Source organism: Klebsiella electrica (assembly GCF_006711645.1).
GTDB lineage: Bacteria > Pseudomonadota > Gammaproteobacteria > Enterobacterales > Enterobacteriaceae > Klebsiella > Klebsiella electrica.
This window is the reverse complement of record NZ_CP041247.1, coordinates 3647425-3663677: the sequence shown is the minus strand read 5'-3', so window position 1 is coordinate 3663677 and position 16253 is coordinate 3647425. Positions and strand designations below refer to the sequence as shown.

Annotated in this window: 15 protein-coding genes; 5 read left to right on the top strand and 10 right to left on the bottom strand. The window is 58.0% G+C overall.

Translation table 11 applies throughout. The features are described 5' to 3' along the window. Window positions 1-3: 3 nt before the first annotated feature. A complete protein-coding gene (locus Electrica_RS17465; protein WP_141965055.1) occupies window positions 4-708 on the top strand; it encodes a Bax inhibitor-1/YccA family protein in 705 nt (234 codons plus the stop codon). Between the two features lie 61 nt (window positions 709-769). On the opposite strand, the gene Electrica_RS17460 is transcribed toward Electrica_RS17465, so the two are convergent. From Electrica_RS17460 to Electrica_RS17450, 3 genes are read right to left on the bottom strand one after another with little or no spacing between them, the layout of a single operon-like run. Beyond that, complete coding sequence (locus Electrica_RS17460; protein ID WP_131047710.1) at window positions 770-1735, bottom strand: lysylphosphatidylglycerol synthase domain-containing protein; 966 nt, start codon at window positions 1733-1735, stop codon at window positions 770-772. Beyond that, the gene (gene clsB / locus Electrica_RS17455) at window positions 1735-2979 is read right to left on the bottom strand and encodes a cardiolipin synthase ClsB (RefSeq protein WP_100684066.1); all 1245 of its coding nucleotides are present in this window, start codon (window positions 2977-2979) and stop codon (window positions 1735-1737) included. The genes Electrica_RS17460 and clsB overlap by 1 nt, the downstream gene beginning before the upstream one ends. Further along, a complete protein-coding gene (locus Electrica_RS17450; RefSeq protein WP_131047711.1) occupies window positions 2976-3734 on the bottom strand; it encodes an endonuclease/exonuclease/phosphatase family protein in 759 nt (252 codons plus the stop codon). The genes clsB and Electrica_RS17450 overlap by 4 nt, the downstream gene beginning before the upstream one ends. A gap of 131 nt (window positions 3735-3865) precedes the next feature. Here Electrica_RS17450 and Electrica_RS17445 point away from each other — a divergent pair, with 131 nt between their 5' ends. Further along, window positions 3866-4303 (top strand): YbhQ family protein, encoded by a 438-nt coding sequence (locus tag Electrica_RS17445; protein WP_100684064.1) that lies wholly within the window; start codon window positions 3866-3868, stop codon window positions 4301-4303. A gap of 206 nt (window positions 4304-4509) precedes the next feature. Here the strand turns inward: Electrica_RS17445 and Electrica_RS17440 are convergent, their stop codons facing one another. The 5 genes from Electrica_RS17440 to cecR all read right to left on the bottom strand — a co-directional run bounded on the left by Electrica_RS17440 (window position 4510) and on the right by cecR (window position 10235). Then, window positions 4510-5616, bottom strand: a complete 1107-nt coding sequence (locus tag Electrica_RS17440; RefSeq protein WP_100684063.1) for an ABC transporter permease — start codon at window positions 5614-5616, stop codon at window positions 4510-4512. Window positions 5617-5710: 94 nt separating this feature from the next. After that, the gene (locus tag Electrica_RS17435; RefSeq protein ID WP_165457119.1) at window positions 5711-6844 is read right to left on the bottom strand and encodes an ABC transporter permease; all 1134 of its coding nucleotides are present in this window, start codon (window positions 6842-6844) and stop codon (window positions 5711-5713) included. Continuing rightward, window positions 6834-8573: an ATP-binding cassette domain-containing protein gene (locus Electrica_RS17430; RefSeq protein WP_141965054.1), complete on the bottom strand. Its 1740-nt coding sequence runs from the start codon at window positions 8571-8573 to the stop codon at window positions 6834-6836. The genes Electrica_RS17435 and Electrica_RS17430 overlap by 11 nt, the downstream gene beginning before the upstream one ends. Then, the gene (hlyD, locus tag Electrica_RS17425) at window positions 8566-9561 is read right to left on the bottom strand and encodes a secretion protein HlyD (RefSeq protein ID WP_131047714.1); all 996 of its coding nucleotides are present in this window, start codon (window positions 9559-9561) and stop codon (window positions 8566-8568) included. Before hlyD ends, Electrica_RS17430 begins: the two co-directional genes overlap by 8 nt. Beyond that, a complete protein-coding gene (gene cecR, locus Electrica_RS17420; protein ID WP_100684059.1) occupies window positions 9558-10235 on the bottom strand; it encodes a transcriptional regulator CecR in 678 nt (225 codons plus the stop codon). The genes hlyD and cecR overlap by 4 nt, the downstream gene beginning before the upstream one ends. A 280-nt stretch (window positions 10236-10515) precedes the next feature. Here cecR and rhlE point away from each other — a divergent pair, with 280 nt between their 5' ends. The 3 genes from rhlE to ybiB all read left to right on the top strand — a co-directional run bounded on the left by rhlE (window position 10516) and on the right by ybiB (window position 15275). Beyond that, a complete protein-coding gene (gene rhlE, locus Electrica_RS17415; protein ID WP_141965053.1) occupies window positions 10516-11886 on the top strand; it encodes an ATP-dependent RNA helicase RhlE in 1371 nt (456 codons plus the stop codon). A 233-nt stretch (window positions 11887-12119) separates the two neighbouring features. Beyond that, on the top strand, window positions 12120-14264 hold the full coding sequence (gene dinG, locus Electrica_RS17410) for an ATP-dependent DNA helicase DinG (protein WP_131047715.1): 2145 nt from the start codon (window positions 12120-12122) through the stop codon (window positions 14262-14264). A 42-nt stretch (window positions 14265-14306) separates the two neighbouring features. After that, window positions 14307-15275, top strand: a complete 969-nt coding sequence (gene ybiB / locus Electrica_RS17405) for a DNA-binding protein YbiB (RefSeq protein ID WP_141965052.1) — start codon at window positions 14307-14309, stop codon at window positions 15273-15275. 160 nt (window positions 15276-15435) lie between these two features. Here ybiB and ybiJ read toward each other — a convergent pair whose 3' ends face one another. Next, window positions 15436-15696 (bottom strand): DUF1471 family protein YbiJ, encoded by a 261-nt coding sequence (gene ybiJ, locus Electrica_RS17400; protein ID WP_131047717.1) that lies wholly within the window; start codon window positions 15694-15696, stop codon window positions 15436-15438. 285 nt (window positions 15697-15981) lie between these two features. After that, window positions 15982-16248 (bottom strand): DksA/TraR family C4-type zinc finger protein, encoded by a 267-nt coding sequence (locus Electrica_RS17395; protein WP_141965051.1) that lies wholly within the window; start codon window positions 16246-16248, stop codon window positions 15982-15984. Between the last annotated feature and the right edge of the window lie 5 nt (window positions 16249-16253).

Here is a 16253-nt window from a genome sequence, read left to right as displayed (position 1 = left end):
GTCATGGACAGATTCCCTCGTTCAGATTCTATTGTTCAGGCGCGCGGCGGCCTGCAAACCTATATGGCCCAGGTATACGGCTGGATGACGGTCGGGCTGCTGTTGACGGCATTCATTGCCTGGTTTGCCGCCAATACGCCGGCGGTCATGATGTTCGTCTTTTCCAGCAAAATAACCTTTTTTGGTTTAATTATCGCCCAGCTGGCGCTGGTCTTCGTGCTCTCCGGGATGGTGCAGCGCCTGAGCGCTGGGATGGCGACTACGCTGTTTATGCTCTATTCGGCGCTGACCGGACTGACGCTATCCAGTATCTTCCTCGTCTACACCTATTCGTCGATTGCCAGCACCTTTGTGGTCAGCGGCGGGATGTTTGGGATAATGAGCCTTTACGGCTATACCACGAAGCGCGATCTTAGCGGTTTTGGCAACATGCTGTTTATGGCCTTAATTGGCATCGTCCTGGCTTCGCTGGTCAACCTCTGGCTGAAGAGCGAAGCGCTGATGTGGGCAATTACCTATATCGGGGTGATCGTGTTTGTCGGCCTGACCGCTTACGACACGCAGAAGCTGAAAAACATCGGCGAGCAGATCGATACCCGCGACACCTCAACGCTGCGTAAGTACTCCATTCTCGGCGCGCTGACGCTGTATCTGGACTTTATCAACCTGTTCCTGATGCTGCTGCGTATTTTCGGCAACCGCCGTTAAGGCTTTGGGTCCCCGGGCTGTATCTGGCCCGGGGAGCGCAGATTATCTCCGGCCATCTCTCCTATCCGTCCGCCAGCTTACGCTGATTCTTTTCGCGTAACGTTTTCGCCCGACTCTCCAGCAGCAGATAGCAGACGGTAGCGATAAGCAGCGGCAAAAAGTAATACAGCGCGCGCCAGGCCAGCAGGGCGGCAATAATCTCGCCACGGCTAATCGACCCGGCGGAAAGCATGGCGATAAAAACGGCTTCCAGCACGCCGATCCCGGCGGGAATATGCACAATGACGCCGGCAATACTGCTGACCAGCAGCACGCCCAGCACCAGGAAATAATCAACCTGCTGCGCCATCAGCAGCCAGATAATCGCGCCCATCACCATCCAGTTGGCCACCGAAAGCGCCATTTGCAGCAGAGCGAACCGCCATGACGGCAGTACCAGCCGTTGGCCTTTAAGAGTCAGATGGCGTCGGCGGGCGAACGCGCAGGCCCACAGATAAAGCGCGCTCATCGCCAGCAGCCCGCCGCCGATGAGCCGTAGCGTGCCCTGGCTGATATACCACTGCGCCGGTAGCGCCACCAGATTGGCGGTGAAAATGACGCCGCCCAGCAGAATAAAGCCCAGCCAGTTGGTGGTAATGCTCAATGAGAAAATACGGGTAATGGTCCCGCCGCTCAAACCCAGGCGCGAATAGAGGCGGTAGCGCATCCCGATACCGCCTACCCAGGTACTGAGGGTCAGATTAAAGGCGTAGCAGATAAACGACACCAGCATCACCTGCCGTTTAGCCAGTTTGTGTCCACACCAGGCGCGCCCCAGCAGGTCGTAGCAGCCATAAATCAGGTAGCTTACTATCGTCAGCCCCATAGCGCCGAGCAGGACGGCACTATCATAGTGACGAATCACCTTCCACACCGCCGGCCAGTCCACCTTTTGCGCGTAAACCACCAGCAGAGCGGTGACGGCGAGGAGGAAAATGACGGTGAAGATCTTTTTCGCCATCCGCCTGCGAGGGGACGATTTTGCCATCAGGGTTTCACCTCCTGATTCGTCGCATCCAGTCGATCCTGAGTCTCAATTTCTGGCTGTACCGGCGGGCGCACCCGCGCCAGATGCGGCGTATGGGCAGGCAGCCAGCCTATCCATGCCGGGAAGTGACGCAGAAAGTGGAATGCCAGCACGCTCTTAGCCAAATTCCACCAGCTGCGCTTTGGCAGCATCGATTTGTCCACCTGCTGGCAGTCCTCGGCGATCAGCCCGTTGAGGTTATCGCGTAAGGTCTGGTTAAACTGGCGATCGTGGATAATCAGGTTGGCTTCCAGATTTAATGACAGGCTGAGCGGGTCAAGATTGCTTGAGCCGACGGTAGCCCAATGGTCATCGGCGAGGGCAACTTTGCCGTGCAGCGGTCGGCGCTGATACTCAAAAACCTGTACGCCGCCGTTGACCAGGTAGCGATACAGCAGGCGGGCGCCGACTTTAACGATCGGAATATCCGGCTCGCCCTGCACAATCAGCTTAACCCGCACGCCGCGGCGGGCGGCGTTACGCATCGCATGCAGCAGCCGGTAGCCGGGGAAAAAGTAGGCGTTGGCAATGATCACTTCCCGGCGGGCGTTAGCCAGCATCTTGAGATAATGGCGTTCAATATCATCGCGATGTTCGTGATTATCCCGCCAGACAAACAGCGCCTGTGCTTCCCCGGGGCTGCGGTTGATCGCCGGCTGGTGGCGACGCCGACGCCACCAGCGGCGGGTCTCTTCGCTGGCCGGGAGATTCTCCAGCTCAAATTGCAGGATATCCTGCACCACCGGCCCCTCCACCTGAACGGCATAGTCCTGTTTTGCCTCCGGGCCGTAGTCGGTCATATGCTCGGCGGAGTAATTGATGCCCCCGACGAAGGCCGTCGTCTCATCGATCACCACGATTTTGCGGTGCATGCGGCGAAACAGATTGGTCCGCATGCCGAACAGACGCGGGCGCGGATCGTAGTAGCGAAAAATCACGCCGGCGGCACTCAGTTCATTGACGAAACGCTCGCTCAGATCGGGAGAACCGTAGCCGTCGAGCAGCACTTCGACCCGTATCCCGCGGCGTGCGGCTTTTAGCAGCACGGCGTGTAGTTGCCAGCCCACGTCATCTTCAAACCAGATAAACGTTTCGAGGATCACTTTTCGCTGCGCGCGGGCGATGGCGGCAAACAGCGCCGGGTAATAGTTATCGCCGTTCTCCAGAAGCAGAATGCGGTTTCCTTCCTGCCAGCGGCATTTCATAAATGAATCTCCACACTCAGCGGGGCATGATCGGAGAGGTGACGCCAGGGTCGAAGCGGCAACGCCGTCGGGTGGCTGGCATGCGCATTTTTCACATAGATCCGGTCAAGGCGCAGGAGCGGAAAACGCGCCGGAAAGGTTCTCGCCGGGCGGCCATGGGCGCGGGTAAAGATCTCCTCCAGCCCGGCCTGCGACTTGAGCACCCGGTTGGCCTGCTGGCGCCAGTCGTTAAAATCGCCGGCCACCACCACCGGCTGCCGGGCGGGCAGGTCGTTGACCCGCCGGGCGAGCATCGCCAGCTGGGCCGATCGCTGCCGCGTCCTCAGGCCGAGGTGCACACAAAACAGGTGTAGCGCCGCGCTTTGCGGCGCTACAATCCGGCAGTAGAGCAGACCGCGCTTTTCGCTGTCGCCAACGGAGATATCAACATTTTCCGTATATTCAATAGGAAAGCGGGAGAGCACGGCATTGCCGTGATGCCCTTCCGGATAGACCGCGTTGCGTCCGTAGGCGTATTCGCTCCACAGACTATCGGCAAGAAACTCATAATGGCTGCGATCCGGCCAGTTTTCGATCTGCAGCGAATGAATCTCATGCGCCCCGGTGACTTCCTGCAGACAGACGATGTCGGCGCTGACGCTGCGGATGGCGTCGCGCAGTGCCGGCAACATGAAGCGTCGATTAAACGTCGTAAAGCCTTTATGAATGTTAATTGTCAGCACGTTTAACGAAAATCCGCCCGTTTGCTCAGCCATGTTTCTCCGGTCAATGTCACTTTCCTGAATGAAATAGTGTAGTAGGTGTCACAAAAAGATGCGGTGTTCCGGAATTTTCCGTAAAGTGCGGTACTCTGAGTTACAGATAAAGATCCTTCAGGAGAGAAGCCATGAAGTGGCAACAACGTGTACGCGTCGCAACTGGCCTCAGTTGCTGGCAGATTATGTTGCATCTACTGGTCGTGGCAGTACTGGTGATGGGTTGGATGAGTGGCGCGCTGGTTCGCGTCGGATTAGGGCTGTGCGTACTGTACGGCGTCACATTACTGTCGATGCTGTTTTTACAGCGCCACCAGGAAGCCCGCTGGCGTGATGTCGGTGACTTCCTTGAGGAGCTCACCACCACCTGGTACTTTGGCGTGGCGGTTATCGTGCTGTGGCTACTTTCGCGCGTGCTGCACAATAATCTGCTGCTGGCCGTCGCCGGGGTGGCGATTCTGGCAGGCCCGGCAGTGGTGTCGCTGTTGGCGAAAGATAAAAACAGATACGCTAAATCGTTCGGGCTACAACAAGGCGGCAACGCTGCCAATCCCCAGAAGCACAGATAGCTGTGCGAACGGGCCGACGTGGCGAGGCCCAGGACGGACCGGGTAATCAGGCCAACGCCGAGGCAGGCTGAACGATAGCAAGGATCCCCTAAAGCGTTCGGACTGCATCAAGGCGGCGACGCGACGAATCCCCGGGAGCATAGATAGCTATGTGACCGGGGTGAGTAAGGAAGCCAACGCCGAGGCAGCCTGAACGATGACGGGGATCAGGCGATCTTTCTGCGGAACATCGCATATGCCGCTGAACCCGTTGTGGCCGCTATGACCAGTAGCGGCCACAAACTTCCCCATACAATCTCCAGACTCGCATCCTTCAAATAAATCTGCTTGGTGATATCAGTAAAGTGACGAATCGGGTTTATCCATGTCACGTCCTGCAGCCACTGCGGCATATTCTCAACCGGTGAGACGTAGCCGGAAAGCAGGATAGCCGGCATCATAAAGACGAAAACGCCGATGAAAGCCTGCTGCTGGGTTGAGCACAACGATGAAATCAGCAGGCCGAACCCCACCAGCGACAGACCGTAAATGACCATCGTAAAGTAAAACAGCAGCAGCGAACCGGCGAACGGGATTTGATACGCCCAGATGCCGATAGCCAGTACGATGCTCGCCTGCAGCGTGGCAACAATCAGCGCCGGAACCGCTTTGCCGACGAAAATTTGCCAGGTGGCCAGCGGCGAAACCAGCAGCTGATCGAGCGTGCCTTGCTCCCGCTCGCGGGCCACCGAGAGAGAGGTGACGATCATCACGCCGATGGTGGTGATCATGGCGATAAGCGACGGCACCACAAACCATTTGTAATCGAGATTCGGGTTATACCAGTTGCGCACGATAAGCTCGCTGTTGTTCGGCTTCGCTTTCCCTTCCAGCAACTCCTGCTGATAGTTTTTGACTATCTGCTGGAGATAGTTGGCGGCGATCTGCGCGCTGTTCGAGTTGCGGCCGTCGAGTAAGAGCTGGAGCGGCGCGGGCTGGTTGGTGTCGAGATTGCGCGAGAAGTCCGCCGGGAAGCGGATCAGCAACAGCGCTTTTTGCTCATCGATCGTCGGGCGGATCTCCTGCGGGCTTTTGAGGATCATCACATGGGTGAAGGCTTTGGCCCGGGCGAAACGCTGGGTCAGCTCTACCGCGTGACGACCATTGTCTTCGTTGTAGATGGCTATGGTGGCGTTGGTCACCTCCAGCGTCGCGGCGAAGGGAAACAGCAGCACCTGAATCAGCACCGGCATAATCAAAATGGCGCGCGTTTGCGGCTCGCGCAGCAGCGATTGCAGCTCTTTACGAATCAAGGTCCATAAGCGATGAAACATAGTACCTTCCTCATATCGGGTCGCGCTGTGCTTACCCGATCTACACGGCCCGCAGGTCCGGCAAGCGTCGCCGGGCACAATACGAGCGCCAGAATTAATCCAGTCGACGCCTGGTCTTCAGCCAGGTCAGACCGATAAACATCACCGCCGAGGCAATTAAAAACAGCGTGTTCACCAGCAGCACCAGCGGAATATTACCGGCGAGAAACAGGCTTTGCAGCGTGCTGACGAAATAGCGCGCCGGGATGATATAGGTCACCGCGCGGATCACCGCCGGCATGCTGTCGATCTGGAAAATAAACCCGGAGAGCATGATCGAGGGCAGAAAGGCGGCGTTCAGCGCGACCTGCGCGGCGTTAAACTGATTACGGGTGATGGTCGAAATGAGCAGCCCCATCCCGAGGGTGCTGAGCAAAAACAGGCTGGTTATCAAGAACAGAACCACCAGCGAACCGCGAAACGGCACGCCGAGGATGAACACCGCCACCAGCATACACAGCAGCATCGCCAGCATGCCGAGGAAATAGTAGGGAATCAGCTTGCACAGCAGCAGCTCTGCGCGGGTGATTTCCGTCGACAGCAGCGCCTCCATGGTCCCGCGCTCCCATTCGCGGGCCACCACCAGCGAAGTCAGAATCGCGCCGACCACCGTCATAATAATGGTAATGGCGCCGGGAATAATAAAGTGCTGGCTGATAGCCGCGGGGTTAAACCAGTAGCGCATCTGGACATCAATCAGCGGTTCGAAGGTTTCCCCGCGGTCTTGCGCGCGCTGCTGCTGCCAGATTTGCCAGATGCCCTCCACGTAGCCCCGGGCAAAGTTGGCGGTATTGGGTTCGCTGCCGTCGGTAATCAGCTGGATGGGAGCATTATCGCCGGGGCGCGCCATCTTCCGGTCGAAATCCACCGGGATGACCACCAGTCCACGAATGCGCCCGGCCTGCATCATTTCAATCAGCTGCTGGCGATTGTCGCTGACGGTGGCGTCAATATAGGGTGAGCCGGTCATGGCGTGGACGAAATCCAGCGCCTCTTCGCTTTGTTGTTCCAGCAGGACGCCGACTTTGAGTTTACTGGAGTCGAGATTGATCCCGTAGCCGAAGATAAACAGCAGCAGCAGCGGAATGACCACCGCAATCAGCCAGCTGCTGGGGTCGCGGACTATCTGCCGCGTCTCTTTGACGCACAGGGCGCGCACGCGGCGCCATGACAGAATTTTAGCGCTCACCGGCATTCTCCTTATCCCAGTTGTGAATCAGAGTGATAAAGGCCTGCTCCATCGTCGGATCGGGCTGTTGATCGTTTGCCGCCTGTGCTTTGAGCGCATCCGGCGTGCCGCTGGCGATCAGCTTGCCGTGATACACCAGGCCAATGCGATCGCAATATTCGGCCTCATCCATAAAGTGGGTCGTCACCATCACCGTCACCCCTTTATCCACCATGCTATTAATATGCAGCCAGAACTCGCGGCGGGTAATCGGGTCGACACCTGATGTCGGCTCATCGAGAAACAGAATATCGGGTTCATGCATCAGCGAGCAGGCCAGCGCCAGACGCTGCTTGTAGCCCAACGGCAGCTCATCGGCCGCATGGCTGGCGATGCTTTTCAGACCAAAGGCGTCGCTCATCCGGGCGATTTTCTCGTTCTGGGCCCGGCCGCGCAGACCGTAAACGCCCGAGAAGAAGCGCAGGTTTTGCTCCACGGTCAGGTTGCCGTACAGCGAAAACTTCTGCGCCATGTAGCCGAGATGCTGGCGCGCCTTCCCGGAGCTGACTTTCAGATCCATTCCCAGTACCAGCGCCTTGCCGGAGGTCGGCACCAGCAGGCCGCACATCATTTTAAAAGTGGTGGATTTGCCGGCGCCGTTGGGGCCAAGCAGGCCGAAAATTTCCCCACGCTTGACGCTGAAATCGACGTGGTCGGTGGCGGCGAAGTCGCCGAATTTTTTGCTCAGGCTCTGCGCTGCAATCACCGTTTCATCGGCCGTACCCTCTACGCGATGGATAATGTCGCCCAGCGGCGATTCCGCGGTCGCGACGCCGCCCAGCAGATCGATGAAGGCGTCTTCAAAGCGCGGTGCGGTTTCGGTCATCTCCAGCGTCGGCATGCTATCGCTGCTCTGTACCTCTTCAACGGTGGCCTCTTTTTTGAGGATCAGGCGGACCGATTTCCCCTGAATCACGCCATCGCTGATCTGCGGCAGCTTCAGCGCGCGTTGCAGGAGGCGACGGTTATTCTCTTCATGGCTGGAGACCAGAAAACTGCGCCCGGCCATGGTTTGGGTCAACGCTTTCGGCTCGCCCTGATAAAGCAGCTGGCCTTCATTCATCAGCAGGACGTCGCGGCACTGTTCCGCCTCATCAAGGTAAGAGGTGCTCCAGAGGATCAGCATCCCGTCGCCCGCCAGTTCGTGCACCATTTGCCACAGTTCACGACGGGAGATAGGGTCAACCCCGACCCCTGGCTCATCGAGCAGCAGGACTTTTGGCTCGCCCACCAGGGTGCAGGCGAGGCCCAGTTTTTGCTTCATCCCGCCGGAAAGCTTCCCGGCCAGCCTGTCGGTAAAGGGGCCGAGGGAGGTAAATTCCAGCAGGCGGGCGAAGGTTTTCCTGCGCGTCTCGCCGGTAACGCTGCGCAGGTCGGCATACAGCGTGAGGTTTTCCATGACCGTCAGGTCTTCGTAGAGGCCGAATTTTTGCGGCATATAGCCGAGCACCGCGTGCAGGGCGCTGTCGTCGGCAATCGGGTCGAAACCGATCACCCTGGCGGTGCCGTCATCGGCCTTCAGTAGCCCGGCGAGCATGCGCATCAAGGTGGTTTTCCCGGCGCCGTCAGGGCCGACCAGGCCGGTCACATAGCCGGCGCGGATGGTGCAGTTAAGCGGCGCCACGGCGGGCCGATCCATGCCGGGGAAGCTGCGGGTTAGCCCGCTGAGCGTGATAACGTCCTCACTCATGTCCGTTCCCGCCGCCGAAGGTGACGGTCACCGGCATCCCCTGGCGCAGCGAATCATCGGCATCGGTGACGACAATACGCAGGCGATAGACGAGGTCAGTCCGTAAATCCGGCGTCTCTACGGTCTTCGGCGTAAATTCGGCGCTCGGCGACACGAAGCCAATTTTGCCGTGCCAGGGCTGATTCGGGCGACTATCGGTATAGAGCAGCACTTCTCGTCCGGGCACCGCCTGGCCGAGATTTTTTTCATCAATGTAGGCACGGACCCATACCGGGTGAGTCAGCGACAGCGTCATGACCGTGCCGCCAGCGCTGAGCATGCTGCCCGGTTCGACGGCGCGAGTCATCAGCGTGCCGTCGGACGGGGCGGTAAGCGTGGTATCGTGCAGGTTGAGTCTGGCCTGTGCCAGGGCCGCCTGCGCCTGTTCAAGGCTGGCTTTAGCCTGGGCGATTTCCTGCGGACGGTTGCCGGCGCGATACTGGCTTAGCTTGTCCTGCGCGGACTTCAGCGTCGCCTGAGCCTGGTCGCGGGAGGAGCGCGCGTTTTCCAAATCGTTAACCGAGATGGCGCTGCTCTGACGCAGCCCCAGCTGGCGCTGGTAGAAGTTCTGCGCGTAATCGTACGCGGCCTGCGCCTGTTTGACGGCGGCGGCGGCCTGGGCTATCTCTTCCGCCCGGTAGCCGGCCATCATCAGGTCATATTGCGCCTGAGCGGTGGAGACATTCGCCTGGGCCTGCTGTAAGGCGTTCTCATATGGGGCGCGATCCAACTGACCTAATATTTGCCCGGACTGAATCTTATCGCCTTCATCAACGTTCAGCGAGGCCAGCCGTCCGCCGACGCGGAAGCTCAGGTTCACGGTGCGAATATCGACGTTGCCATACAGGGTCAGCTCCCTCTGCTGGCTGCTTTGATACCACCACCAGCCGCCGCCGAATGCGGCAATCAGCAGCAGTGCTAACAGAACGATGATGACGGGTTTTTTCATGATCCCTGGCTCCTTTGCAATAATCCTTGCAGAACGAAATCAATATGGCAGGCGATAACCTGGTAAATTTGCTCAGTTTTTTCTTCGTCGAACTGCGTCCATCCGGTACGCAGCAAAATAGTTTCCCGCCCGAGGCGGAAGGCGAGAATCTCACCCAGCAGCGCGTGGGTGTGCAGAATCATGTGCGTGTCATCGGCATCAAGGTCGGTAAATGCGGCGATCAGGCGGGTCAGGTAGCGATGGAGCGGCGCGATCACCTGACCGTGGATGAGCTGGTAGGCCGGGGTAGGGGAAAGCTGCTCGCGGGAGATGAATTTGCTCAAATTGACCGTGTCATCCTGGGTCAGCAGCAAAATCATATTCTGACAGGCGCGCAGAATCAGTAGCCGAATCGCCGCCCTGTCCGGCGAAGGTGCCGCCAGCAGCGTTTCCGCCGCTTCGGCATGCGGACGAAAATTATGGCTGATAAAATCGGCAATCCACTGGGCGCAGGCGAGATAGAGATCGTCCTTGGAGCCAAAATAGTAGGGGATCGCCGCGATATTTTGCCCGGCCTGCGCGGCAATATCGCGGGTGGTTGCGTGCAGGCCGTATTCGCCGAACTGGGCGATGGCTGCGGCAATGAGCTGGCTTTTGGCTTGTTCGCCTTTGCTTGTCACAGGGGTTGTCATCATCGCACTATAAAAATTAATCAATCGATTGATTAAGAGTATGTCCCGTTGGCGATACTGTCCAGCACAGTGGCGACTCTCTTGCGCGTTTTCCGCATGATTCTGGCAAGACGCCCGTGGCGAGGATTATCCGGCGCAGAGGCTCAGAGGGGATATTTATGCGCTGCGTCACAAAACCTGCTAGACTGCGCCCCTTTATGGCATTGTGGTTTTTGCCATCTCTATTCGCAATAATCTCCCCGAAAACTACGCCTGTCACGGGCCGGGGTGGTTTGGAGTTGTTATGTCTTTTGATTCCCTTGGCCTGAACCCTGATATCCTGCGCGCTATCGCCGAGCAGGGTTACCTTGAGCCAACCCCAATTCAGCAGCAGGCTATCCCTGCGGTGTTGCAGGGACGCGATCTGATGGCCAGCGCCCAGACCGGCACCGGCAAAACGGCAGGCTTTACCCTGCCGCTCCTGCAGCATCTGATTCAGAAAGAGCCGCATGCTAAAGGCCGTCGCCCGGTGCGCGCGCTGATCCTCACGCCAACGCGTGAACTGGCGGCGCAGATCGGCGAAAACGTTCGCGATTACAGCAAATACCTGAATATTCGCTCGCTGGTGGTCTTCGGCGGAGTGAGCATTAACCCACAGATGATGAAGCTGCGCAGCGGCGTCGATATTCTGGTGGCGACCCCCGGACGCCTGCTGGATCTTGAACATCAGAATGCCGTCAGCCTGGACAAGGTTGAAATTCTGGTGCTTGATGAAGCCGACCGCATGCTGGATATGGGCTTTATCCATGATATTCGCCGCGTGCTGGTGAAGCTCCCGGCGAAGCGCCAGAACCTGCTGTTCTCCGCGACCTTCTCCGACGACATCAAAGCGCTGGCGGAAAAGCTGCTGCATAACCCGCTGGAAATCGAAGTGGCTCGCCGTAACACTGCTTCCGAGCAGGTGACGCAGCACGTCCATTTCGTTGATAAGAAACGTAAGCGGGAACTGCTGTCGCAGATGATCGGTGAAGGAAACTGGCAGCAGGTGCTGGTCTTTACCCGCACCAAACATGGTGCCAACCACCTGGCCGAGCAGCTGAACAAAGATGGTATCCGCAGCGCGGCTATTCATGGCAACAAGAGCCAGGGGGCGCGTACCCGCGCATTAGCCGACTTTAAATCCGGCGGTATTCGCGTGCTGGTGGCGACGGATATCGCCGCGCGCGGTCTGGATATCGAAGAGCTGCCGCACGTCGTCAACTTCGAGCTGCCTAACGTACCGGAAGATTACGTTCACCGTATCGGCCGTACCGGTCGCGCAGCCGCTACCGGCGAGGCGCTGTCGTTGGTCTGCGTCGACGAGCATAAACTGCTGCATGATATCGAACGTCTGCTGAAAAAAGAGATCCCGCGTATCGCCATCGACGGCTACGCGCCGGATCCGTCGATCAAAGCGGAGCCGATTCAAAACGGTCGCCAGCAGCGTGGCGGCGGTCGCGGCCAGAGCCAGGGCCGTAGCGGTCAGGGGCAGGGTCGCAGCCAGTCCGCGCCGCGCCGTAACGACGGCGAAGCGCCGAAAGCCGGGGCAAAACCTTCACGCCGCGGCGGCGAGGCGAAACCGGCCGGCGAGCAACAGCGCCGCCGTCGCCCGCGTAAACCTGCGGCCGCCGAGTAACCGCCTCCCGCTACCTGTACATCATCCGGGCAACACGGTTTGCCCGGATGACGTAACACCATCCGCAGGCCGCGCACATGCTGTCTTCGGATGTTTCCCTCGCCAACCCTGTAATTCCCGGCCGGTACATTGACAAATCCCGAGCTGCGTTCCACATTGCGCAGAAAGTCATTCCTCCTGTCAGGCAAAAAGTGTCACAATAGTGGCTGTTTATACAGTATTCAGGTTTTCTCATGGCTTTGACCGCTGCGCTGAAAGCGCAAATCGCCGCCTGGTATAAGGCGCTTCAGGAACAGATTCCGGATTTTATTCCCCGTCCGCCGCAGCGGCAGATGATTGCCGATGTGGCAAAAACGCTGGCCGGGGAAGAAGGCCGCCACCTGGCCATTGAGGCGCCTACCGGCGTCGGGAAGACCTTGTCATACCTGATTCCCGGCATCGCCATTGCCCGTGAAGAACAGAAAACGCTGGTGGTGAGCACCGCCAACGTCGCGCTGCAGGATCAGATCTACAGCAAAGATCTGCCGCTGCTGCGCAAAATTATTCCCGATCTGCGTTTTACCGCCGCCTTCGGTCGCGGGCGCTACGTCTGCCCGCGCAACCTGGCCGCGCTAGCCAGCACCGAACCGACGCAGCAGGACCTGCTGGCGTTTCTCGATGATGATCTCACGCCGAATAATCAGGCTGAACAGAAGCTGTGCGCGACGCTGAAAACCGACCTCGACAGCTACCGCTGGGACGGTCTGCGCGATCACACCGATAAACCTGTCGATGATGCGCTATGGAGCCGTCTGAGCACCGACAAAGCCAGCTGTCTCAATCGCAACTGCCACTACTATCGCGAATGTCCGTTCTTCGTCGCCCGGCGAGAAATCCAGGAAGCGGAAGTGGTGGTAGCTAACCATGCGCTGGTGATGGCGGCGATGGAGAGCGAAGCCGTGTTGCCGGAGCCGAAAAACCTGCTGCTGGTGCTCGATGAAGGCCATCATCTGCCGGACGTCGCCCGCGACGCGCTGGAAATGAGCGCGGAGATGACGGCCCCGTGGTACCGGCTACAGCTGGATCTGTTCAGTAAGCTGATAGCGACCTGTATGGAGCAGTTTCGGCCGAAAACCACGCCGCCGCTGGCTAACCCCGAGCGCCTGACCGGCCACTGCGAGGAGCTGTATGAGCTGATAGCCTCGCTGAACGCTATCCTTAATCTCTATATGCCCGCCGGCCAGGAAGCCGAGCACCGTTTTCCAATGGGCGAGTTGCCGCAGGAGGTGATGGATATCTGCCTGCGCCTGGCGAAACTGACCGAGATGTTGCGCGGGCTGGCGGAGCTCTTTCTTAACGACCTCGGGGAAAAAACCGCCAGCCACGACGTGGTGCGCCTGCATCGGGTTCTGCTGCAAATGAACCGTGCGCTGGGGATGTTTGAAAGCCAGAGCAAGCTGTGGCGGCTGGCGTCGCTGGCGCAGTCATCCGGTGCGCCGGTCACCAAATGGGTGACGCGCGACATGCGCGACGGTCAGCCGCATATCTGGTTTCACTGCGTCGGTATTCGCGTCAGCGACCAGCTGGAACGACTGCTGTGGCGCAGCGTGCCGCATATTGTCGTCACCTCCGCCACCCTGCGCTCATTGAACAGCTTTTCACGCCTGCAGGAGATGAGCGGGTTGAAAGAGAAGGCCGGCGACCGTTTCGTGGCGCTGGATTCCCCCTTTAACCATGTCGAGCAGGGCAAAATCGTTATTCCGCAGATGCACTATGAGCCGCTTATCGATAACGAAGAGCAGCATATTGCTGAAATGGCAGCGTATTTTCGTGAGCAGGTCGAAAGTAAAAAGCATCTCGGGATGCTGGTGCTGTTCGCCAGCGGGCGGGCGATGCAGCGTTTCCTGGAACATGTTCCCGATCTGCGCCTGCTCTTGCTGGTACAGGGCGATAAGCCGCGCTACCGGCTGGTGGAACTGCACCGCAAGCGCGTTGAAGGAGGGGAGCGGAGCGTGCTGGTGGGGCTACAGTCCTTTGCCGAAGGGCTGGATCTCAAAGGTGAGCTGCTCAGCCAGGTACATATTCATAAGATTGCCTTCCCACCAATAGACAGTCCGGTGGTGATTACCGAAGGCGAATGGCTGAAGAGCCTGAACCGCTATCCGTTTGAAGTGCAGAGTCTGCCAAGCGCCTCCTTTAACCTGATTCAGCAGGTCGGACGCCTGATTCGCAGCCACAGCTGCTGGGGCGAAGTGGTGATTTATGATAAGCGTTTGTTGACCAAAAATTATGGTAAGCGTCTACTGAACGCATTGCCCGTTTTTCCAATAGAACAGCCTGCCGTCCCAGAAGTTATCGTCAAAACGAAAGTAAAACAGACGCGGCGTAAACGGCGTTAACGGCGCAATGTCGGCGATGTGAGCAGCTAACAGGAGTCTTCGATGGACTACAGAAAGATCATTAAAGAAGTCGGGCGCGGGAAAAATCACGCGCGTGACCTGGATGTGGATACTGCCCGCGCGCTTTACCTGCGGATGCTTGATGGCGAGGTGGCTGAGCTGGAGCTGGGCGGGATTTTAATCGCCCTGCGCATTAAGGGCGAAGGCGAAGAGGAAATGCAGGGCTTTTATGAAGCCATGCAGCAGAAGACTCTGCGTCTGACGCCGCCTGTCGCCAGACCCATGCCGATTGTGATCCCCAGCTATAACGGTGCGCGCAAGCAGGCTAATTTGACCCCTCTGCTGGCCGTTTTACTGCATAAACTCGGCTTTCCGGTGGTGGTCCACGGAATCAGCCACGATCCGACCCGGGTGTTGACGGAAACGATTTTTGAGCTGATGGGGATCCCCGCCACCCGGCATGCGGGTCAGGCTCAGGCGCGACTCGACGGCCATGAGCCGGTGTATATTCCGGTTGGCGTACTCTGTCCGCCGCTGGAAAACCAGCTTGCCCTGCGCTGGCGTATGGGGGTGCGCAACAGCGCGCATACGCTGGCAAAACTGGCGACGCCATTTGCGGAAGATGCGGCGCTACGCTTATCGAGCGTTTCTCACCCGGAATATGTGGGCAAGGTGGCAAAATTCTTTGTCGGGATCGGCGGACGGGCGCTGTTAATGCACGGGACGGAAGGTGAAGTGTATGCCAACCCGCAGCGTTGCCCGCAAATTAGCCTGATTGACGCATCAGGGACGCGAGTGGTGCATGAACGCCAGAGCGAGCTGCCGGAGGAGGGGGTTGTGCTGCCGGAGTCAAAAGATCCTCAGGTCACCGCTCGCTGGATTGAGCGCTGCGTAGCGGGTAGTGAGCCGCTGCCGACATCGCTGAGGATTCAGCTGGCCTGCTGCCTGGTGGCGACCGGCGAGGTTGCGACGCTGGAGCAGGGGCTGTGCAGGGTGTCGGAACACTGGTAGCCACCGCTTTCTCCTGAAAGAATCCCCAAAGCGACGCAAAAAAAAGCCCGTCCGGTGGCACGGACGGGCAAAGCAAGGGTATTAAAGGGTCGTTCAGGGTTAATGCAGGTCGTTCAGGGTTAATACAGGTCGTTCAGGGTTAATACAGGTCGTGCAGCGATTATTTATAGATAACCGCAGTACCGCTAATTTTGTTGTTGGTGTTAGCGGAGGTGATGCTGTAACCCGTGGCGCCAGCGGCTTGTGCTTTTTCAGCCAGTTTCGCTTCCAGACCGTCCAGAGTCGTTGCGCCTGCAGCAGACACCACGCCAATTTTGTTCATGCTTTGAGCCTGAGACGGGCTAACCGGTTGAGCGGCGAAAGCGCCAAAGGACAGAGTTGTAAGAGCAATAGCAGCGGCAGCATATTTAATGGTTTTCATAGTTCATCTCTCGCAGGTTATTTTGTTAAGAGGACGATGTTCCGTCGATGTGATAAGTATCACGCTTTTTTGCGAGAGAGAAAATCGAAGGAAATTAACAGTCTTCATCGATTTTTTTGAACGATTATTAATTTATTGAATATTAATAAATTATTTATTGCCGGAACAGCCGCAGAGACTCCCGCGAGATGAAGGCCCTGTTCAGGGCACATTTTGCCAATTTTTTGCCCGGAAAACGTGCGCGAAAAGATAATGCCTTCTGCGGTAATGAACGGTAAAGGAAGGTCAGCGTAGCTGGCTGTCCTTGGAATCACGGCGATTATATCCTGAAAATGTATTGTTATGTAAATCTTTATCCTGCTGGCACTTCACGCAGTATCTGACCCCCGGGATCGCCTTCCTCCGGGCCTCGGGAATCGGCTCTCCACATTCATCACAAAATTTGTGGCTCTCTCCACGGGGAAGGGCGTTTCTCGCCCGTGCGACTGCATCGTCAACGGTGCTGTCAATCTGATCCTGGACTGCGCCATCATTTGCCCAACCTGATGCCATTTTCT

Excerpts from the sequence above, each read along its gene's own strand:
- Electrica_RS17465 (WP_141965055.1), top strand. The coding sequence starts at position 4 with ATGGACAGATTCCCTCGTTCAGATTCTATTGTTCAGGCGCGCGGCGGC.
- Electrica_RS17440 (WP_100684063.1), bottom strand. The coding sequence starts at position 5,616 with ATGTTTCATCGCTTATGGACCTTGATTCGTAAAGAGCTGCAATCGCTG.
- Electrica_RS17395 (WP_141965051.1), bottom strand. The coding sequence starts at position 16,248 with ATGGCATCAGGTTGGGCAAATGATGGCGCAGTCCAGGATCAGATTGAC.
- Electrica_RS17450 (WP_131047711.1), bottom strand. The coding sequence starts at position 3,734 with ATGGCTGAGCAAACGGGCGGATTTTCGTTAAACGTGCTGACAATTAAC.
- rhlE (WP_141965053.1), top strand. The coding sequence starts at position 10,516 with ATGTCTTTTGATTCCCTTGGCCTGAACCCTGATATCCTGCGCGCTATC.
- dinG (WP_131047715.1), top strand. The coding sequence starts at position 12,120 with ATGGCTTTGACCGCTGCGCTGAAAGCGCAAATCGCCGCCTGGTATAAG.
- hlyD (WP_131047714.1), bottom strand. The coding sequence starts at position 9,561 with ATGAAAAAACCCGTCATCATCGTTCTGTTAGCACTGCTGCTGATTGCC.
- ybiB (WP_141965052.1), top strand. The coding sequence starts at position 14,307 with ATGGACTACAGAAAGATCATTAAAGAAGTCGGGCGCGGGAAAAATCAC.
- cecR (WP_100684059.1), bottom strand. The coding sequence starts at position 10,235 with ATGATGACAACCCCTGTGACAAGCAAAGGCGAACAAGCCAAAAGCCAG.
- Electrica_RS17430 (WP_141965054.1), bottom strand. The coding sequence starts at position 8,573 with ATGAGTGAGGACGTTATCACGCTCAGCGGGCTAACCCGCAGCTTCCCC.
- clsB (WP_100684066.1), bottom strand. The coding sequence starts at position 2,979 with ATGAAATGCCGCTGGCAGGAAGGAAACCGCATTCTGCTTCTGGAGAAC.
- Electrica_RS17445 (WP_100684064.1), top strand. The coding sequence starts at position 3,866 with ATGAAGTGGCAACAACGTGTACGCGTCGCAACTGGCCTCAGTTGCTGG.
- ybiJ (WP_131047717.1), bottom strand. The coding sequence starts at position 15,696 with ATGAAAACCATTAAATATGCTGCCGCTGCTATTGCTCTTACAACTCTG.
- Electrica_RS17460 (WP_131047710.1), bottom strand. The coding sequence starts at position 1,735 with ATGGCAAAATCGTCCCCTCGCAGGCGGATGGCGAAAAAGATCTTCACC.